Source organism: Burkholderia sp. Bmkn7 (genome assembly GCF_041103175.1).
Taxonomy (GTDB): Bacteria; Pseudomonadota; Gammaproteobacteria; order Burkholderiales; family Burkholderiaceae; genus Burkholderia; species Burkholderia cepacia.
Window position 1 is genome coordinate 3,239,037 of record NZ_JBGCUH010000003.1, and the last position, 17,823, is coordinate 3,256,859.

Genomic DNA, 17,823 nt, shown 5'->3' on the forward strand with positions numbered 1-17,823 from the left:
GGTGCCTCGCGCGCTCGGGGGGGCCGCCTGCGATGCGATGCGACGCGATGCGGTGCGGTGCGGTGCGGTGCGGTGCGGTACAGGCTGCCTGGTTGATCGGTTGATCGCGCCTGGACGCGTGTCTGCCGTGATCGGCATCAGCGGCATCCGATGCAGTCATCGTCACGCCGACCGTCGTGGTCTCGCACGACTCGGCCGCAAAAAAGAAAACGCCACGGATTTTCATCCGTGGCGTTTTCGCTTTTGCATCTCGCCGGTTCGGCAGGCGGAAGCGGTTGCCCGCTCCTGCCCCGCCTTTCGCTTACCCGTTCGTCGCCGCTGCCGACGCAGGCGCCGGAGCAGCCGCCTTGTCGTAGTCGACCGGCGCATCCGGCGCGCGCGGCGTCTCGCCGGCGCGCTGGATCCACCCGCCGCCCAGTGCGCGGTACAGGTCGACCAGATTCGTCCAGCGCGCCAGTCGTGCGTTGATCAGCGTCTGCTGTGCCGAGTACAGATCCGTCTGCGCGGTCAGCACCGACAGGTAGCTGTCAACACCGTTCTTGTAACGCAGGTCTGACAGGTCGAAACGGCGCTGCTGTGCGTGCTCGTTGCGCTCGAGCGCCGCGATCTGCTGGTCGTACGTGCCGCGTGCGGCCAGACCATCCGCCACTTCGCGGAATGCCGACTGGATCGCCTTCTCGTAGTTCGCGATCTCGATGCGCTTCTGCACGTTCGCGAGGTTCAGGTTCGCGATGTTCTGCCCGCCTTCGAAGATCGGCATCGTGATCTGCGGCGCGAACGACCACGCCGCCGTGCCGGCCTTGAACAGGCCGCCCAGCGTCGGGCTGCCGGTGCCGAACGCGCCCGTCAGCGAGATGCGCGGGAAGAACGCCGCGCGTGCCGCGCCGATGTTCGCGTTCGCGGCCAGCAGCGTCTGCTCGGCCTGCATCACGTCCGGACGACGCGTCAGCAGATCCGACGGCAACCCGGCCGGCACGTCCGTCAGCAGGTTCTGCGCGTCGAGCGGCATGCCCGCCGGCAGGTCGTCCGGCAGCGGCTCGCCGATCAGTTGCACCAGCATGTTCAGTGCCTGCGCACGCGCACGCGCCTGCTGCTGCTGGTTCGACAGCGCCTGCTCGACCACCGTCTGCGCCTGACGCAGCTCGAGCTCGGAGCCCGTGCCGTTGTCGAACCTTAGCTTGGTCAGGTCGTACTGCGCCTGAGCGGACTTCAGCGTGTCCTCCGTGACCTTCAGCAGGTCGTCGGTCGACAGCAGCGTCAGGTACTGGTCAGCCACCGAAGACACAAGCGAGATTTCCTGCGCCTGCCGTGCATACGACGTCGACAGGTACTGCGCGAGCGCCTGGTCCTTCAGGCTCTGCACGCGGCCGAACAGGTCGAGCTCCCACGACGCGGACAAACCGACGTTGTAGGCACGCGAGATATACGGCGCGCCCGTCTGCGACAGACCTTGCGGCACGCGCTGGACACTGCCCGTGCCCGTGCCGTCGAGCGTCGGGAACAGGCCCGCGCGCGTGATCTGGTACTGCGCACGCGCCGCCTCGATGTTCAGCACCGACACGCGCAGGTCGCGGTTGTTCTTCAGCGCGATCTCGATCAGCCGCTGCAGGCGCGGATCGACGAAGAACTCGCGCCAGCCGATGGAAGTCGCTGCCTGGCCGTTCGCGCTGCGCGCGCCGGCCGCACCCGGCTGCGTCGCGTAGACGCCGCCGGCCGGGTACGCCTGTGCGACGGGCGCGTCGGGCCGCTTGTAATGCGGCGCCATCGTGCAGCCCGTGGCAAAGAGCGCGACCGCGATTGCAGTCAAAGCGTGTTTTTGCATCATCACTGTCCCTTGTTGCCTTCGTCGCCGTTGCCCGGCTTCTCTTCGTGGTGCGAGTGCTCCTGAGCCAGGCGCAGCGCCTCGTCGACGTCTTCCTTCTCGCCGCTGAAGATCGCACGGATCTTCACGAAGAACATCGGGATCATGAAGATCGCGAGGAACGTCGCCGTGATCATCCCGCCGATCACGCCCGTACCGATTGCGTGCTGGCTGGCCGAACCCGCGCCGTTGCTGATCGCGAGCGGCATCACGCCGAGAATGAACGCGAGCGACGTCATCAGGATCGGACGCAGCCGCAGGCGCGCCGCTTCCAGCGCGGCCTCGATCGGCCCCATCTTCTCCGTCTGCTGCAGTTCGCGCGCGAACTCCACGATCAGGATCGCGTTCTTCGCGGACAAGCCCACGGTCGTCAGCAGGCCGACCTGGAAGAACACGTCGTTTTCCAGGCCGCGCATCGTCGCCGCAAGCAGTGCGCCGATCACGCCGAGCGGCACCACCATGATCACCGAGAACGGGATCGACCAGCTTTCATACAGTGCCGCGAGACACAGGAACACGACGAGGATCGAGATCGCATACAGGATCGGCGCCTGCGAGCCGGACTGGATTTCCTGGAACGACAGGCCGGTCCACGAATAGCCGATACCGACCGGCAGCTTCTTCGCGAGCCCTTCCATCGCGGCCATCGCCTGACCGGTCGACTTGCCCGGTGCGGCCTGACCCTGGATTTCCATCGCCGACACGCCGTTGTAGCGCTCGAGCTTCGGCGAACCGTACGTCCAGTGACCGGTCGCGAACGAGCTGAACGGCACCATCCCGCCCGATCCGTTGCGCACGTACCAGATGTTCAGGTCTTCCGGCGTCATCCGGAACGGTGCATCCGCCTGCACGTACACCTTCTTGATCCGGCCGTCGGTATCCAGGAAGTTGTTCACGTACTTCGATGCCCATGCGATCGAGAACGTCTGGTCGATCGCATCCGCCGTCACGCCGAGCGCATTCGCCTTCTCGCGGTCGATGTCGACCTTGTACTGCGGCGTATCGTTCAGGCCGTTCGGGCGCACGCCCTGCAGCGTCGGATCCTTCGAGGCCATCCCGAGCAGCTGGTTACGCGCGGCCATCAGCGCATCGTGGCCGAGACCCGCGTTGTCGGTCAGTTCGAAGTCGAAGCCGGCCGCCGTACCGAGTTCAGGAATCGACGGCGGGTTGAACGGGATCACCACGGCGTCCTTGTAACCCGAGTAGCGCCCGAACATCCGGCCGATCAGCGCCTGCACCTTCTGGTTCGCATGCTGACGCTGCGAGTAGTCCTTCAGGCGAACGAACACGAGACCGGAGTTCTGGCCACGGCCCGCGAAGCTGAAGCCGTTGACCGTGAACGCCGATTCGACGATTTCCTTCTCGTCCTTCAGCAGGTAGTCGGAAATGTTCGCGAGCGTCTTCGCGGTCGTTTCCTGCGTCGAACCCGACGGCGTCTGCACGATCACGAACATCAGGCCCTGGTCTTCATCGGGCAGGAACGACTTCGGCAGGCGCACGAACAGCAGGCCAACCGCGACGATCACGACCAGATAGATGATGAGCCAGCGGCCCGAGCGCTTGATCACGTGGTGCACGCCGACGTGGTACTTGTCGCGGCTGTTGTTGAACGTGCGGTTGAACCAGCCGAAGAAGCCCTTCTTCTCTTCGTGATGCCCCTGCGGGATCGGCTTGAGGATCGTCGCGCACAGGGCCGGCGTCAGAATCAACGCGACGAGCACCGACAGCACCATCGCCGACACGATCGTCAGCGAGAACTGGCGATAGATTGCGCCGACCGAACCGCCCGAGAACGCCACCGGCACGAACACCGCCGACAGCACGAGCGCCACGCCGACGAGTGCGCCGGTGATCTGGCCCATCGCCTTGCGGGTCGCCTCCTTCGGTGACAGGCCCTCTTCGGCCATCACGCGCTCGACGTTCTCCACCACCACGATCGCATCGTCGACCAGCAGGCCGATCGCGAGCACGAGGCCGAACATCGACAGCGTGTTGATCGAGAAGCCCACCATCGACATGATCGCGAACGTGCCGAGCAGCACGACCGGCACCGCGATCGTCGGGATGATCGTCGCCCGCAGGTTCTGCAGGAACAGATACATCACGAGGAACACGAGCACGATACCTTCGAGCAGCGTCTTGACCACTTCCTCGATCGACAGCTTCACGAACGGCGTCGTGTCGTACGGGTACTTCACGACGAGGCCGTGCGGGAAGAACGGTGCCAGTTCGTCGATCTTCGCGCGCACGGCCTTCGCGGTTGCGAGCGCGTTCGCGTTGGTCGCGAGCTGGATACCGAGTGCCGCGGTCGGCTGACCGTTGTACTTCGTGTCGAAGTTGTAGTTTTCACCGCCGAGGCCGATCTGCGCGACGTCCTTCAGGCGAACCTGCGAGCCGTCCTGGTTGACCTTCAGCAGGATGTTGCCGAACTGCTCGGGCGTCTGCAGCAGCGTCGATTCGGTGATCGTCGCCTGCAGCATGGTGCCCGGCTTCGCTGGCGTGCCGCCGATCTGGCCGCCCGCGATCTGCACGTTCTGCGCGGTGATCGCGGAGCTGACGTCGACCGGCGTGAGGCCGTAGTTCGTCAGGCGGTTCGGGTCGAGCCAGATCCGCATCGCGTACTGCGAGCCGAACAGCGTGACGGTGCCGACGCCGTTCAACCGGCTGATCGGATCCTTCACGTGCGACGCCACGAAGTTCGCGAGGTCGTACTTGTTCATGCTGCCGTCTTCGGAGTTGAAGGCGAGCACCAGCAGGAAGCTGCTGCTCGACTTCGTCACCGAGAGGCCGAGCTGCTGCACGACCTGCGGCAGGATCGGCGTTGCGAGCGACAGCTTGTTCTGCACCTGGACCTGCGCGATGTCGGCGTTGGTACCCGGCGCGAAGGTCAGCGTGATCGTCGCGTTGCCCGAGTCGTCACTGGTCGACGACATGTACAGGAAGTTGTCGAGGCCGCTCATCTGCTGCTCGATCACCTGCGTCACCGTGTCTTCCACCGTCTTCGCGGAAGCGCCCGGGTAGTTCGCGGTGATCTGGATCGATGGCGGTGCGATCGTCGGATACTGCGAGATCGGCAGCGTGAAGATCGCCGCAACCCCGGCCAGCATCAGGATGATGGCGATCACCCACGCGAAGATCGGGCGATCGATAAAAAACTTTGCCATGAAACAGGCTCCCTGTTATTGCGCGCTCGAAGCAGCGGCAGCACTCGCCGGCGCAGCGCCCGATGCGGCAGCACCGGAAGCGGCAGCGGCGCCGGAACCGGCGGCAGCCGGCGCGGCGGACGCGGCAGCCGCACCCGACGCGGCATCGGCCGCCGGTGCGAGCTGCGCGGGAACCGTCTTCACGGTCGCACCCGGGCGCACCTTGTCGACGCCCTGCACGATCACGTGATCACCCGCTTGCAGACCACCTTCGACCACCCAGTTCGGGCCCTGCATGCCCGTCGTCTTCAGCGGACGCGGCTCGACCTTGTTGCTGGCGTTCACCACCATCGCGATCGCCTGCCCCTTCTGGTCGTGCGTGACGCCGATCTGCGGCACCAGGAACGCGTTCTCGTTCACGCCTTCCTCGATCCGTGCACGCACGAACATGCCCGGCAGCAGCACCTTGCCCGGGTTCGGGAAGACCGCGCGGATCGTCACCGAGCCGGTGGTCTGGTCGACCGTCACGTCCGAGAACTGCAGCTTGCCCGGCTCCGAATAGGTCTTGCCGTCTTCCAGGATCAGCGACACCTTCGCCGCGCCCGGGCCGCTCGTCTTCAGGCGCCCGCTCTGCACGTCCTGGCGCAGCTTCAGCCCTTCGAGGCTCGACTGCGTGAGGTCCACATACACCGGGTCGAGCTGCTGCACCGTCGACATCAGCGTCGCCTGGCTCGCCTGCACGTACGCGCCCGGCGTCACCTGCGAGATGCCGACGCGGCCGGTGATCGGCGACACGACATCCGTATAGCCGAGGTTGATCTGCGCGGTATCGACCGCCGCCTTGCCGGCCGCGACGTCCGCCGCGGCCTGGCCTTGCGTGGCCACCGCGTTGTCGTAGTCCTGCTTGCTGACCGCGTTCGCGGCCACCAGCACCTTGTAGCGTGCGACCAGCGCGTTCTGCGTGACGAGGTTCGCCTGCGCCTTCGCGAGCGTTGCCTTCGCACTGTTCAGCGCGGCGATGTAAGGCGCCGGGTCGATCTTGTAGAGGCGCTGACCGGCCTTGACGTCGGTGCCTTCGGTGAATTCACGACGCAGCACGATGCCGTCGACCCGCGCGCGGACCTGCGCGACGAGGAACGCGCTGGTGCGGCCCGGCAGGTCGGTGAAGACCGGTACGGCTTGCGGCTGGACGGTGACGACGCCGACTTCCGGCGTTTGCGGCGGCGGTGCCGATTCTTTTTTCCCGCACGCGGCCAGGAAAACGGCGGCCGTCGCGACAGTGATTAAGCGGTATGGAACCCGTTCGACGCGCATGGAGCGACCTCTGTGTATAACCAATGGAATAAGTGCCACACCCGACCGGAGCGAGCGCAACACGGATGCGCCTCACGGCGCAGATCGAACACCTGAATTACTGGACTGCTAGATACAGCAAGCGGCACGAAACCTCCGTGCCGACAGGATGCCCCGCAACTGCGGACTGGTACTTTGGCGGGAATCAGCAGAGTGGGATATTAACTGATTGCCACTTGGGTCATTCGATCGTAGGGTGGTATTGTATATACATTCATGAATGTATGTAAAAAGCCCGCTTGTGCGCGACCGGCTGTCCAGTCTTACGGATTGTTACCAGCCGCGATCCTAGCCAGTCTATATGACCGCGCAGAGGGTTGCAGACCCTATATTCACCTACGATCGATCCAATCAGGCCTGCACATGGTCAGACGTACCAAGGAGGAGGCGCTCGAGACGCGCAATCGCATTCTCGACGCCGCCGAGCACGTGTTCTTCGAGAAAGGCGTGTCGCACACGTCGCTCGCCGACATCGCGCAACATGCCGGCGTGACGCGCGGCGCAATCTACTGGCATTTCGCGAACAAGAGCGAACTGTTCGACGCGATGTTCGACCGCGTGTTTCTGCCGATCGACGAGTTGAAGCGGATGCCGCTCGACGCGCCGGGCGGCAATCCGCTCGACAAGATCCGCCAGATCCTGATCTGGTGCCTGCTCGGCGTGCAGCGCGACGCGCAGTTGCGCCGCGTGTTCAGCATCCTGTTCATGAAGTGCGAATACGTCGCGGACCTGGAGCCGCTGCTGCAGCGCAACCGCGCGGGGATGAGCGAGGCACTGCACGCGATCGACGCCGATCTCGCGGTGGCCGTGCAACTCAAGCTGCTGCCCGAGCGGCTCGATACGTGGCGCGCGACGCTGATGCTGCACACGCTCGTCAGCGGTTTCGTGCGCGACATGCTGATGCTGCCCGACGAGATCGACGCCGAGCAGCATGCGGAAAAGCTCGTCGACGGCTGTTTCGACATGCTGCGCTACAGCCCAGCGATGCTGAAGGACGGCGAATGACCGCGCGACGCGCGTTCGCCAGCGATTCGGGTCTTCGTTTCATCGGGCGGGCCGCCCATCGCGCCGACGCCCGACCCGCCGTCCCTTCTCCCCGCCCGGTTCAGGCGGCCTTCGCGCGCTGCGCGCGGGCCCGCCGGTTCGACGCGGCGACCGAATCGCGCTTCGGCATCGGCGCACCTGCCAGCCCCGCGATCCACGCATCGGTGGACATCACGGCCGCGAAATTCGACTGGAACACCACCGCGTACGCGCGGTGAATCTCCTCGGCGCTCGCCGCGCCTGCTTCGTTCTCGTAAGGCAGCGCGCCCGTCGCGTCGTTCAGGTATTCGACATTCAGCCCCGCATGCGCCGCGTGATAGACCGTCGATGCATTGCAGTTGTGCGTCATGTAGCCGGCCACCGCGAGCGTGTCGATCCCGTGCGCATCGAGCCACGCTGCAAGGTCGGTCCCGGCAAACGAGCTTGCGTGCGTCTTCTCGATCAGGTGTGCGTACGGCCGGCCGGCGACGACCGCGTGCAGCGCGACGCCGTCGGTGCCGGGCGCGAAGATCGGCGCGCCGGCCGGTGCGACGTGCTGGACGACGATCACGGGCACGCCGGCCGCATGCGCGGCATCGATCGCGCGGCCGATGTTCGCGAGCGACACGTCGAGCGGCGGATATTCGATCGGCAGGTTGCCCGTCACGTACTCGTTCTGGACGTCGATCACGATCAGTGCGCGGCGGGAAGCAGAATGGGAAACGGAATGCGGGACGGCGTTCGACATGGCGGGCTCCTGGTCCAGGGGCGCGGCCCCGCCCCGGAACGGGGTGGTCAGCAGCGCGATGCGATGCATTGTCGGGGCGCGTCGCTCACGCGGACAGTGGCCCGATAGCCATTCTTCGATAGAATCGGGCCATCACCCATCCGGAGCCCGCCATGACCGCCGCCTCGTCCACCCGGCCTGCCCCGACCGCTCCGACCGTCGTTGCCGTGATCGCGTACGACGGCATCAGCCCGTTCCACCTGTCGGTGCCGTCCGTCGTGTTCGGCAAGGAGCGCGACGCAGCCGCGTCGCCCGCGTTCGAGTTTCGCGTCTGCTCGGCGGAGCGCGGCCCGCTGTCGACGACGGGCGGTTTCACGATCACCGCGCCCTACGGCCTCGACGGGCTCGACGACGCGGACATCGTCATCGTGCCGGCGTGGCGCGACCCGGACGAAGCGCCGCCCGACGTGCTGCTCGACGCCGTCCGCGCGGTCGCCGCGCGCGGCGCGCAACTCGTCGGGCTGTGCCTCGGCGCGTACGTGCTCGCCGCGGCCGGCTTGCTCGACGGCCGCCCGGCCACCACGCACTGGGCATGGGCCGACGACTTTGCACAACGCTTCCCGCGCGTGAAGCTCGATCCGGACGTGCTGTACGTGGACGACGGCAACCTGATGACGTCGGCCGGCACGGCCGCGGGACTCGACTGCTGCCTGCACGTCGTGCGGCGGCGCTTCGGCTCGGACGCCGCGAACCAGATCGCGCGCCGCCTCGTGATCCCGCCGCACCGTCAGGGCGGGCAGGCGCAATACGTGCCGCAGCCGGTCGCCGCGCACCCGCGCGATGCACGGCTCGCGGGCCTGCTCGACTGGGTGCGCGCGCATCTCGACGCCGCGCACAGCGTCGATTCGCTTGCCGAACGCGTGCTGATGAGCCGGCGCACGTTCACGCGCCACTTCCGCCAGGCGACCGGCACGACCGTCACCGCGTGGCTGCAGGCCGAGCGGCTGGCGCGTGCGCAGCATCTGCTGGAAACCACCGGGCAGTCGATCGATGCGATCGCGCAGGCGGCCGGCTACGGGTCGAGCGTGTCGCTGCGCCAGCATTTCGCGGGCGCGCTCGGCACGTCGCCGTCGGCGTATCGAAGGGAATTTCGCGGCGCCGGAGCCGGCGCCGATGCCGCGCGGTAGGCGCGCGGCGGGCGAGCCTCGCAGCGGAAACGGCCGGCCACTCAGCCGCCGTTGATCCAGCGCGCCGCGTAGAGCAGCAGCGCGACGAAGACGATCATCGCGGCCCACGCCCACACGGGCACCGTGCCGGAGCCGCGATGCGGAAGTGCGCTGGCGGCACGCCCGGTCAGCGCGCCGCCGAGGTGCGGCGGCAGCGCCCGCTTCGTCGCGGCCACCAGCGACGCCGGCCGCAGGAACACGTGCTGGCGCCGCGGCGCGGCCGAGCGCGCGCGATTCGGTGCGAGGCCGTGCTTCGCCTGTACGATCGCGCAGAATTCACGGAAGAAATCGTCGGTCCATTCGCGCAGCGTATTTTCGATCTGCCGCCCCGGCAGCTCGGTGAGCGGGCCGCTCGCCGTCGCCCAGACCACGTACTCGATACGCGTTGCGTCCGCGTCGTCATCCGGCATCAGCACGAGTTCGACCTGGCCGCGCAGCGCGCCGAGCCCGTCGGCCCGCGCCTTGAAATTGAGCACGCGGCGCGGCTGGCCTTCCGCATCGCCCTGCTCGGCGGCCGCATGCGCACGCACTTCGTAGCGGGCGCGCAGCGGGCCGAGCGGCACCGTGATCGTCAGCGCGAACTCGCCGTCAGCAAGCTTCACGAACGATTCGCAATGATCGAAGCTCGCGCGCAGCAGCGCGAGATCCTCGAATGCCTCCCGCACGACGGGCGGCGCGAGCGGTATGCGCAATGTGTCGTTCAGTTCCATGACGCCTCCCCGGTGAACACGCGCCGCATCAGGATGTCTCGACGAGGCTGTCGATCCGTGCGGCGTCGAAGGCGACGTAGAGCGCGAGCGCCGACGCCGCCTCCTTCGGTTCCTCGTAACTCCATGCGGCGTTCTCGATCACGCCGTCTTCCGTCTGCAAGTCGAAGTGCACGGCCTCGCCCCTGAACGGGCAGACCGACGTGACACCGGATTTCACGAGCCGGCGCATGTTGACGTCGCGGCGCGGCAGGTAGTGGATGTCCGGCAGGCCCGTTTCGCGCACGGTCAGCGCGCCGTGCGAATCGGCGTACGTGATGCCGCGATGGATCACGCGCACGCGATGACGGTTCGGCACGATTTCGAGACGAGGGTCGGCTGCGTCGGACATCGTTTCTCCTTGGGACGACCCGGCAGGCCGGGCTCAGGAAACGAAAAAAGCCACGGCACGGGTGCCGTGGCTTTCATTATGGGCGAAACCGCAGCCGAATGCGCGACCCGGGCCGGCGCCGCGCGCGGCAGGCTACTGCGCGCTCCACTGGAACGCCGTCTTCGCGCCGCCCTTCGCGCCGACCGTGACGGCACGGGATTCCTCGTTGCCCTGGTACGACGCATGCACCGTATAGCGGCCCGGCGGCACCTTCACGAGCATGTACGGCCCGCGCGCGTCGGTCTTCAGCACCTCGTTGCCCTTGCCGTCGACGATCCGCACATGAACGTCGGCCAGGAACTCGCCGCCCTTGCCGGTGAAGCGCAGCGCCAGCGGCCATTTCGGCTCGTTGCGCTGGAACGCCGTCGACTCGTCCTGCCCGACGCCGCCGGACACGAAGGTGACGTCGCCCTGCTGGCCCGCGGCGGGCAAACCGTCCGACTGCGCGTACGCGCCGGACGCTCCGGCCGCGAGGCCGGCGGCCAGCGCCGCGGCGACGGCAAATCGGGACACGTTGCGTAGATATTGCATGGCTCTCTCCTTGGGGTCGGAACACATACAGGGCGCGGCGTCACGCATTCGAGCGGCGGCGGCGCCCGCCGCGGCCGGCCTGGCCGGCCGTCGGCCGTGGCCGGTCAGCTCAGGTCGACCGGCACGAAGATCTGGGCATTATCGCGCTGGATCAGCAGAGCAAGACTGTTGCCCGCGCCCTTGACTGCGTCGCGCAACTGCTCGGGGCTCGTGACCGGGCGGCCGTTGACCGCGAGGATCACGTCGCCGGGCTGGATACCCGCGTTGGCGGCCGGCCCGCCGGCCTGCTGCACGATCAGGCCGTGCGACAGGTTGTCGGCGCTGCGCTCCTGCGGCGACAGCGGACGCACCGCAACGCCCAGGCGCCCCTGCTCGACGGGGCCGCCGTCGTTCGACGCGAGCTTCGCATCGGCCATCGCGCCGAGCGTCACGCTGATCGACTTCTTCGACTTGTCGCGCCAGATCTGCAGGTCGGCCTTCGAACCCGGCTTCAGGTTCGCGATCTGCGCGGGCAGCGACGTCGAATCGGCAACCGGCGAGCCGTTGACCGACAGGATCACGTCACCCGGCTGCAGGCCGGCCTTCGCGGCCGGGCCGTTCGGATCGACCGAGCTGACGAGCGCGCCGTCCGGCTTCTGCAGTCCGAACGAGCTCGCGAGCGTCTGGTTCAGCCCCTGCACGGCGACGCCGAGGCGGCCGCGGCTCACGTGACCCGTCTTCACGAGTTCGTCCTTCACCTTGATCGCCTCGTTGATCGGGATCGCGAACGACAGGCCCTGGAAGCCGCCCGTCTGCGAATAGATCATCGAGTTGATGCCGATCACCTCGCCTTGCAGGTTGAACAGCGGGCCGCCCGAGTTGCCGGGGTTCACCGGCACGTCGGTCTGGATGAACGGCGTGTAGTTCTCGTCCGGCAGCGCGCGCGACTTCGCGCTGATGATGCCCGACGTGACCGTGTTGTCGAAGCCGTACGGCGAACCGATCGCGACGACCCACTGGCCGACCTTGCTCTGCGCCGGGTCGCCGATCTTCACGGTCGGCAGGCCGCTCGCATCGATCTTCAGCACCGCGACGTCCGACTGCTTGTCCGAACCGACGACCTTCGCCTTGTATTCGCGCTTGTCGGTCAGCTTGACCGTGACGACGTTCGCGCCGTCGATCACGTGCGCATTGGTGAGGATGTACCCGTCGGAGCTGATGACGAACCCGGAACCGAGGCTCGCGCTCGGCTGGTCGTCCGGTTGCGCGTCGCCGCCCATGCCCGGCACCTGGCCGTAGAAGTGCTTGAAGAACTGGTAGAACGGATCGCTCGGATCGATCGGCAGCTGCGGCTGCGGCACGCGGCGCGACACCTGCTTCACGACGTGCTTCGCGCTGATGTTCACCACCGCCGGGCCGTAAGTCTCGACGAGCCCGGAGAAATCGGGAATGCCGGTCTTGGCGGCCGCTTCGGCCGGCATCAGCGCGGCAGCCTGCGCGGGCGTGATGATCTGCGGATCGGCGCGGCGGGTGCCGGCGACATAACCGGCGGACAGGGCGGCCGCCACGGCGACCGCGACGGCGCCGCGCGCAAGGAATCGGGTATTCATCGTAGGACCTCCTCTTTGTTAGGACGCAGCGTAACGACCCTGACTTAAAGGAGGCTTAATCAGCCTTAAGCGGGGCTTAAGCGGCCGCCGGCGCCCGCCCGGCGGCACGCGGCACGCGTCACACGGATTCGGAAGGCTGCGGCGCCTCGGCCGGCATCTCGGCATCGCGGAACACGACGCTGACGAGCAGGCCGCCCGCGGCCGCGTCGCCGAGCGACACCGTCGCCCCCTGCTGCGCCGCCACGCGCTTGACGATCGCGAGCCCGAGCCCGCTGCCCGACACATCGGTGCGCGCCCGCGCGGAGCTGTCGCGGTAGAAACGGTCGAACACGCGCTCGCGCTCGTCGGCCGGGATGCCGGGCCCGCTGTCGCCGATCTGCACGCACGCGCGGCCGGCCGCGTCGCGGGTGAGCGACACGTCGATGCGGCCGCCGTCCGGCGTGTACTTCACCGCGTTGTCGAGCAGGTTGCCGAACATCACGCGCAGCGCGCCGACGTCCGCGACGACGCTCGCCGCGTGCGTCTCCTCGAAGCCGAGATCGATGTCGCGCCGCTGCGCGAGCGGCGCAAGCGCAGCCACGCATTCGGCGAGCAGTGCCTGCAGGTCGACGGGCTCGCGCATCGTCGCGCCGTCGGGTTCGGCGCGTGCCAGCGCGAGCAGTTGCTCCGTGAGACGCGTCGCGCGCGACACGCCATCCTGGAGATCCGCGACCGCCTCGCGGCGCGATGCGTCGTCCTTCGCGCGGGCGACGAGTTGCGCCTGGATCTGCACGGCCGCGAGCGGCGTGCGCAGTTCGTGCGCGGCGTCGGCCACGAACGCCTTCTGCGTGTCGAGCGCGGCCGACAGCCGCGCGAGCAGCCCGTTCAGCGCCCGCACGAGCGGCTGCACCTCGAGCGGCAGGCGCGCATCGGGCAGCGGATCGAGCGCTTCCGGCCGGCGCGCCTCGACTGCGCGCGTCACGCGGCCGAGCGGCGCGAGCCCGCGCCCGACGATCACCCACACGGCCGCGCCGAGGAACGGCAGCAGCACGATCAGCGGCCACAGCGTACGCAGCGCGACGTTCGCCGCGAGCCGGTTGCGCACCGACAGCGGTTGCGCGAGCTGCACGACGTTGTCGCCGACGATCGCCCCGTACACGCGCCATTCGCCGCGATCGGTGCGCTCGGTCGAGAAACCGAGCTCCGCGCGCGGCGCGATCGGCGCACGCGGATGCGAGAAGTACATCAGCACGCCGTTGCGGTTCCAGATCTGGATCACGATGCCTTCGTCGCCGTTGGTACGCGAGCCGAATACCTGCGAGAACGGTTCCGACGGCAGCGCCGCGGCGATTTCCTGCAACTGGTAGTCGAACAGTTCGTTCGCCTCCGCGAGCGCCTGCCGGTAGATCAGCCAGCCCGCGATGCCCACGCCCGCGACGACGATCGCGAGCAGCCAGATCAGCAATTGATGACGAATCGACCTCACGCGTCAGCTTTCCTTGACGACCATGTAGCCAAGCCCGCGCACGTTGCGGATCAGGTCGGAGCCGAGCTTCTTGCGCAGCGCGTGGATGTAGACCTCGACCGTGTTGCTGCCGATCTCCTCGCCCCAGCCGTACATCTTCTCCTCGAGCTGGCTCTTCGACAGCACCGCACCGGGCCGCGCGAGCAGCGCCTCGAGCAGCGCGAACTCGCGCGCGGACAGCGCGACCGGCGCGCCGTCGAGCGTCACCTGGTGCGAGGCGGGATCGAGCGTCAGCGCGCCGTGGCGGATCAGCGATTCGCTGCGCCCCGCCTGACGGCGGATCAGCGCGCGCATTCGCGCGCCGAGCTCGTCGAGGTCGAACGGCTTGACGAGGTAGTCGTCGGCGCCCGCGTCGAGGCCCTTCACGCGATCGGCCACCGCGTCGCGCGCGGTGACGATCAGCACCGGCAACGCCAGCCCGCGCGCGCGCAGCGTGCGCAGCACGTCGATGCCGTCGCGCTTCGGCAGCCCGAGATCGAGCAGCAGCAGGTCGTACGTCTCGCCGCCGAGCGCCGTCAGTGCGGCGTCGCCGTCCTGCACCCAGTCGACTGCAAAGCCGTCCGAGCGCAGCGCCTTGCGCACGCCTTCGGCAATCATTCGATCATCTTCGACAAGCAGAATCCGCATCGGGACAGGCATCCATGGGGCGAGTCAAACACGCCGACCATTGTAGCGCCGCGAACCCGGCGCGCGGCACCGTGCAATGCAACAGAAAGGCGGATTGCAAGGGGGCTGTCCGGACTTGTCTCTACAATGTGCGCTTTGGCGCCGCGCGCGCCCTGCCCGAACGTCGTGCTTTCCCCGTATTCGCTCATGCCGATTTCCGATCTTTCCAACCGGTTCGCCCCCCGCGCCCGCGTCTGCCTGCGGGCGGCCGCCATCGTCGCCACCTGCACGGCCCTCGCCTTCGCGCCTGCCGCGCAGGCCCGCAAGAAATCCCACAAGGAAGCGCGCAAGACCACGGTCGTGTCGCCGGCCGCGCGCGCGGCCGGCCTGCCGGCGTCCGTGCTCGTCGCGCTGCAGCGCGCGAAGGTGCCGGCGTCGGCGATGAGCGTCGTCGTCGAGCGCGTCGGCGATCCGGAACCGCTGATCGCGTGGAATGCGAGCCGGCCGATGCTGCCCGCCTCGACGATGAAGCTCGTGACGACCTTCTCGGGCCTGTCGATCCTCGGCCCCGACTACCGCTGGCGCACGACCGCCTACACGGACGGCACGGTCGACCCCGACGGCACGCTGCAGGGCAACCTGTACATCAAGGGCACCGGCGATCCGAAGCTCGTGCCCGAAGAGCTGATCGACCTCGTCGACAAGCTCCGCAAGGCCGGCGTCAAGCGCGTGGCCGGCGGCCTCGTGCTCGACAAGAGCTACTTCGCGGCGACGACGCGCGATCTCCCTTCGTTCGACGACGATGCGAGCGCGCCGTACAACGTCGGCCCCGATCCGCTGCTGTACGCGTTCAAGGCCGTGTCGTTCACCGTCACGCCGGGCGACGACGGCAAGGTGGCCGTCGACGTGCTGCCGCCGCTCGCGGACCTGTCGATCGACAACCAGCTGGTCGAAGGCTCGGGCTCGTGCAGCGCGGCCGCCGCGGCCGCGCGACCGACGCTGACGGCCGGCGGCGGGATCATGACCGCTTCGTTCGCCGGCGACTACCCGCTGCGTTGCGGCGCGCACACGACCAACCTCGCGATCCTCGATCACACGACGTTCTTCGCGCGCGGCTTCCTCGCGCTGTGGCAGCAGGACGGCGGCACGATCACGGGGCCCGTGACCGAAGGCAAGGTGCCGACCACCGCGCGGCCGCTCGCCGTGCATCACAGCCCAGTGCTCGGCAGCATCGTCTACGACATCAACAAGTTCAGCAACAACGTGATGGCGCGCAACCTGTTCCTGACGATCGGCGCGGTCGGCGGCAAGCCGCCCGCAACGCCCGAGCAGTCGAGCCGCGTGATCCAGGCGTTCCTGCAGAAGAACGGCATCGCGATGCCCGACCTCGTGCTCGAAAACGGCTCGGGCCTGTCGCGCGAAGAGCATGTGAGCGCACTGTCGCTCGCCGCGCTGCTGCAGGCCGCGAACGCGAGCCCCGTCGCGCAGGCCTTCATCGATTCGCTGCCGATCGCGGGCATCGACGGCACGATGAAGAACCGCCTCACCAACGCCGGCGTGCTCGGCAACGCGCACATCAAGACCGGCACGCTGCGCGACGTGCGCGCGATCGCCGGCTACGTTGCCGGCGCCGACGGCCAGAGCTACATCGTCGTCAGTTTCATCAACAACGATCACGCGGAAGCCGCGCGCGCCGCGCACGACACGCTGCTCGAATGGATCTACGCCGGCGCGCAATGACGATCCGCGCGCCGCGGCATGCCGCGGCGCCGCCGGCCGCCGGCCCGCGCCGGCTTGCACCGGCCACGGGTCCGCACCGCGCAACGGGACCCTCCGGCGGACAATCGGGGCGGCCCGCAGGCGCCCCCGCGCACGGAATCCCGCCCTCCCCGGTTTGAAACGGCTGCCGCCGCCCGCGCGCGACACACCGCGCACCGATCGCACCCACAAAACAGGGCCACACCGCCCGGCCCCGTGCCGCGCGGCTTCCGTAGAAACCCTGTCCTCAGAGGGAACCCTCTACGCTGCCCCCTCGCCTAGCGCGTGGCGATTGCGTAGGCTGTTGGCCTGACCGATATCTACAACGGGCCATACGCCCGGCCTCAAGGCTTGCAGGGGAAAGAAGGAGACACGCCCATGCGATTCGACGTCGAATTGCTTCTGCTCGCGCTGGCGCCCGTCTTCCTGCTCTGCATCGCGTGGGAGGCCTGGCACCTCGCCCGCACCCGTGCGCAGGACCATGTCTATGCGTGGCGCGACACGCTGTGCAACGCGGCGCTCGCGCTGATGCACCAGGGCGCCGACAAGATCGCGTGGCTGTTCGTGATCCCCGTCTACGCGTATTGCTACCGGCACTACCGCCTTTTCACGTGGCACGACGGCTGGCTGTCGTTCGCGGTGCTGTTCGTCGCGCAGGATTTCCTCTACTACGTGTTCCACCGCGCGAGCCATCGCGTGCGCTGGCTGTGGGCCGCGCACGTCGTGCATCACTCGTCCGAGCGGATGAATTTCTCGACCGCGTTCCGCCAGAGCCTGATGTACCCCGTCGCGGGCATGTGGGTGTTCTGGCTGCCGCTCGCGTTCGCCGGCTTTCCGCCGCAGCAGGTCGTCGGCATCGTGCTGATCAACCTCGCGTTCCAGTTCTTCGTGCACACCCAGGCGATCGGCAAGCTCGGCTGGCTCGAATACGTGCTGAACACGCCGTCGATCCACCGTGCGCACCATGCGCGCAATCCGCGCTACATCGACCGCAATTACGCAGGCGTCCTTGTGATCTGGGATCGCCTGTTCCGGAGTTATGTCGAGGAAACGCCCGACGATCCGCCGCGGTACGGGATCGTCGAGCGGCTCGGCTCGAACAACCCGCTCGTCGCGACGTTCCACGAGTGGATATCGATGGCCGGCGACGCATTGCGCGTCGACGGATGGCGCAACAAGCTGCGCGCGATTTTCGGCCCGCCCGAATGGGCGAGCGCTTATCATGCGCAGATTGCCGAGGCCGCGAACCCCGATCCGCGCACCGTGCCGCCGGCGGCTGCGCGTCACCAATAAACCGTTTCAGCCAACGGCCGCCGCGCAGCCCGGAACCGAGCAGGCACGCGGCAGATGAGAAACACATCAGGC

Annotated in this window: 14 protein-coding genes; 4 read left to right on the forward strand and 10 right to left on the reverse strand. The window is 67.9% G+C overall.

Annotation, left to right across the window (positions count from 1 at the left end; all coding sequences use genetic code 11):
• Positions 1-301 precede the first annotated feature (301 nt).
• From AB3K92_RS36660 to AB3K92_RS36670, 3 genes are read right to left on the reverse strand one after another with little or no spacing between them, the layout of a single operon-like run.
• Complete coding sequence (locus tag AB3K92_RS36660) at positions 302-1,825, reverse strand: efflux transporter outer membrane subunit (RefSeq protein WP_193093683.1); 1,524 nt, start codon at positions 1,823-1,825, stop codon at positions 302-304.
• Positions 1,825-5,025 (reverse strand): efflux RND transporter permease BpeB, encoded by a 3,201-nt coding sequence (bpeB, locus tag AB3K92_RS36665; RefSeq protein ID WP_059490398.1) that lies wholly within the window; start codon positions 5,023-5,025, stop codon positions 1,825-1,827. Before bpeB ends, AB3K92_RS36660 begins: the two co-directional genes overlap by 1 nt.
• Positions 5,026-5,040: 15 nt before the next feature.
• Complete coding sequence (locus tag AB3K92_RS36670) at positions 5,041-6,318, reverse strand: efflux RND transporter periplasmic adaptor subunit (protein ID WP_060049512.1); 1,278 nt, start codon at positions 6,316-6,318, stop codon at positions 5,041-5,043.
• Between the two features lie 402 nt (positions 6,319-6,720).
• Here AB3K92_RS36670 and AB3K92_RS36675 point away from each other — a divergent pair, with 402 nt between their 5' ends.
• A complete protein-coding gene (locus AB3K92_RS36675) occupies positions 6,721-7,362 on the forward strand; it encodes a TetR family transcriptional regulator (protein ID WP_021164098.1) in 642 nt (213 codons plus the stop codon).
• Positions 7,363-7,462: 100 nt separating this feature from the next.
• Here the strand turns inward: AB3K92_RS36675 and AB3K92_RS36680 are convergent, their stop codons facing one another.
• Entirely contained in the window at positions 7,463-8,128 is a 666-nt protein-coding gene (locus AB3K92_RS36680; RefSeq protein WP_048025028.1) for a cysteine hydrolase family protein, read from the reverse strand.
• A 152-nt stretch (positions 8,129-8,280) separates the two neighbouring features.
• Between AB3K92_RS36680 and AB3K92_RS36685 the strand changes: the two genes are divergently transcribed.
• Entirely contained in the window at positions 8,281-9,294 is a 1,014-nt protein-coding gene (locus AB3K92_RS36685; RefSeq protein ID WP_048024985.1) for a helix-turn-helix domain-containing protein, read from the forward strand.
• A 41-nt stretch (positions 9,295-9,335) separates the two neighbouring features.
• Here the strand turns inward: AB3K92_RS36685 and AB3K92_RS36690 are convergent, their stop codons facing one another.
• The 6 genes from AB3K92_RS36690 to AB3K92_RS36715 all read right to left on the reverse strand — a co-directional run bounded on the left by AB3K92_RS36690 (position 9,336) and on the right by AB3K92_RS36715 (position 14,721).
• Complete coding sequence (locus tag AB3K92_RS36690; protein WP_060330725.1) at positions 9,336-10,043, reverse strand: CoxG family protein; 708 nt, start codon at positions 10,041-10,043, stop codon at positions 9,336-9,338.
• A 28-nt stretch (positions 10,044-10,071) separates the two neighbouring features.
• A complete protein-coding gene (locus AB3K92_RS36695; RefSeq protein ID WP_021164094.1) occupies positions 10,072-10,431 on the reverse strand; it encodes a DUF427 domain-containing protein in 360 nt (119 codons plus the stop codon).
• 132 nt (positions 10,432-10,563) lie between these two features.
• Positions 10,564-11,001: a carboxypeptidase-like regulatory domain-containing protein gene (locus AB3K92_RS36700; protein WP_021164093.1), complete on the reverse strand. Its 438-nt coding sequence runs from the start codon at positions 10,999-11,001 to the stop codon at positions 10,564-10,566.
• A gap of 104 nt (positions 11,002-11,105) precedes the next feature.
• Complete coding sequence (locus AB3K92_RS36705) at positions 11,106-12,590, reverse strand: DegQ family serine endoprotease (RefSeq protein ID WP_011353057.1); 1,485 nt, start codon at positions 12,588-12,590, stop codon at positions 11,106-11,108.
• Between the two features lie 118 nt (positions 12,591-12,708).
• Positions 12,709-14,055, reverse strand: coding sequence for an ATP-binding protein (locus tag AB3K92_RS36710; protein ID WP_021164092.1), 1,347 nt, complete (start codon positions 14,053-14,055; stop codon positions 12,709-12,711).
• A 3-nt stretch (positions 14,056-14,058) separates the two neighbouring features.
• Positions 14,059-14,721: a response regulator gene (locus AB3K92_RS36715; RefSeq protein WP_021164091.1), complete on the reverse strand. Its 663-nt coding sequence runs from the start codon at positions 14,719-14,721 to the stop codon at positions 14,059-14,061.
• 186 nt (positions 14,722-14,907) lie between these two features.
• Here AB3K92_RS36715 and dacB point away from each other — a divergent pair, with 186 nt between their 5' ends.
• Entirely contained in the window at positions 14,908-16,440 is a 1,533-nt protein-coding gene (dacB, locus tag AB3K92_RS36720; protein WP_059485408.1) for a D-alanyl-D-alanine carboxypeptidase/D-alanyl-D-alanine-endopeptidase, read from the forward strand.
• A 396-nt stretch (positions 16,441-16,836) separates the two neighbouring features.
• Positions 16,837-17,751 (forward strand): sterol desaturase family protein, encoded by a 915-nt coding sequence (locus AB3K92_RS36725; RefSeq protein ID WP_060306342.1) that lies wholly within the window; start codon positions 16,837-16,839, stop codon positions 17,749-17,751.
• Positions 17,752-17,823: the final 72 nt, after the last annotated feature.

Bases quoted from the DNA above. Each gene is read 5' to 3' on its own strand.
- AB3K92_RS36695 (WP_021164094.1), bottom strand. From the start codon at position 10,431: ATGTCCGACGCAGCCGACCCTCGTCTCGAAATCGTGCCGAACCGTCAT.
- AB3K92_RS36685 (WP_048024985.1), top strand. From the start codon at position 8,281: ATGACCGCCGCCTCGTCCACCCGGCCTGCCCCGACCGCTCCGACCGTC.
- AB3K92_RS36700 (WP_021164093.1), bottom strand. From the start codon at position 11,001: ATGCAATATCTACGCAACGTGTCCCGATTTGCCGTCGCCGCGGCGCTG.
- AB3K92_RS36705 (WP_011353057.1), bottom strand. From the start codon at position 12,590: ATGAATACCCGATTCCTTGCGCGCGGCGCCGTCGCGGTCGCCGTGGCG.
- AB3K92_RS36675 (WP_021164098.1), top strand. From the start codon at position 6,721: ATGGTCAGACGTACCAAGGAGGAGGCGCTCGAGACGCGCAATCGCATT.
- dacB (WP_059485408.1), top strand. From the start codon at position 14,908: ATGCCGATTTCCGATCTTTCCAACCGGTTCGCCCCCCGCGCCCGCGTC.
- AB3K92_RS36715 (WP_021164091.1), bottom strand. From the start codon at position 14,721: ATGCGGATTCTGCTTGTCGAAGATGATCGAATGATTGCCGAAGGCGTG.
- bpeB (WP_059490398.1), bottom strand. From the start codon at position 5,025: ATGGCAAAGTTTTTTATCGATCGCCCGATCTTCGCGTGGGTGATCGCC.
- AB3K92_RS36680 (WP_048025028.1), bottom strand. From the start codon at position 8,128: ATGTCGAACGCCGTCCCGCATTCCGTTTCCCATTCTGCTTCCCGCCGC.
- AB3K92_RS36670 (WP_060049512.1), bottom strand. From the start codon at position 6,318: ATGCGCGTCGAACGGGTTCCATACCGCTTAATCACTGTCGCGACGGCC.
- AB3K92_RS36660 (WP_193093683.1), bottom strand. From the start codon at position 1,825: ATGATGCAAAAACACGCTTTGACTGCAATCGCGGTCGCGCTCTTTGCC.
- AB3K92_RS36725 (WP_060306342.1), top strand. From the start codon at position 16,837: ATGCGATTCGACGTCGAATTGCTTCTGCTCGCGCTGGCGCCCGTCTTC.
- AB3K92_RS36690 (WP_060330725.1), bottom strand. From the start codon at position 10,043: ATGGAACTGAACGACACATTGCGCATACCGCTCGCGCCGCCCGTCGTG.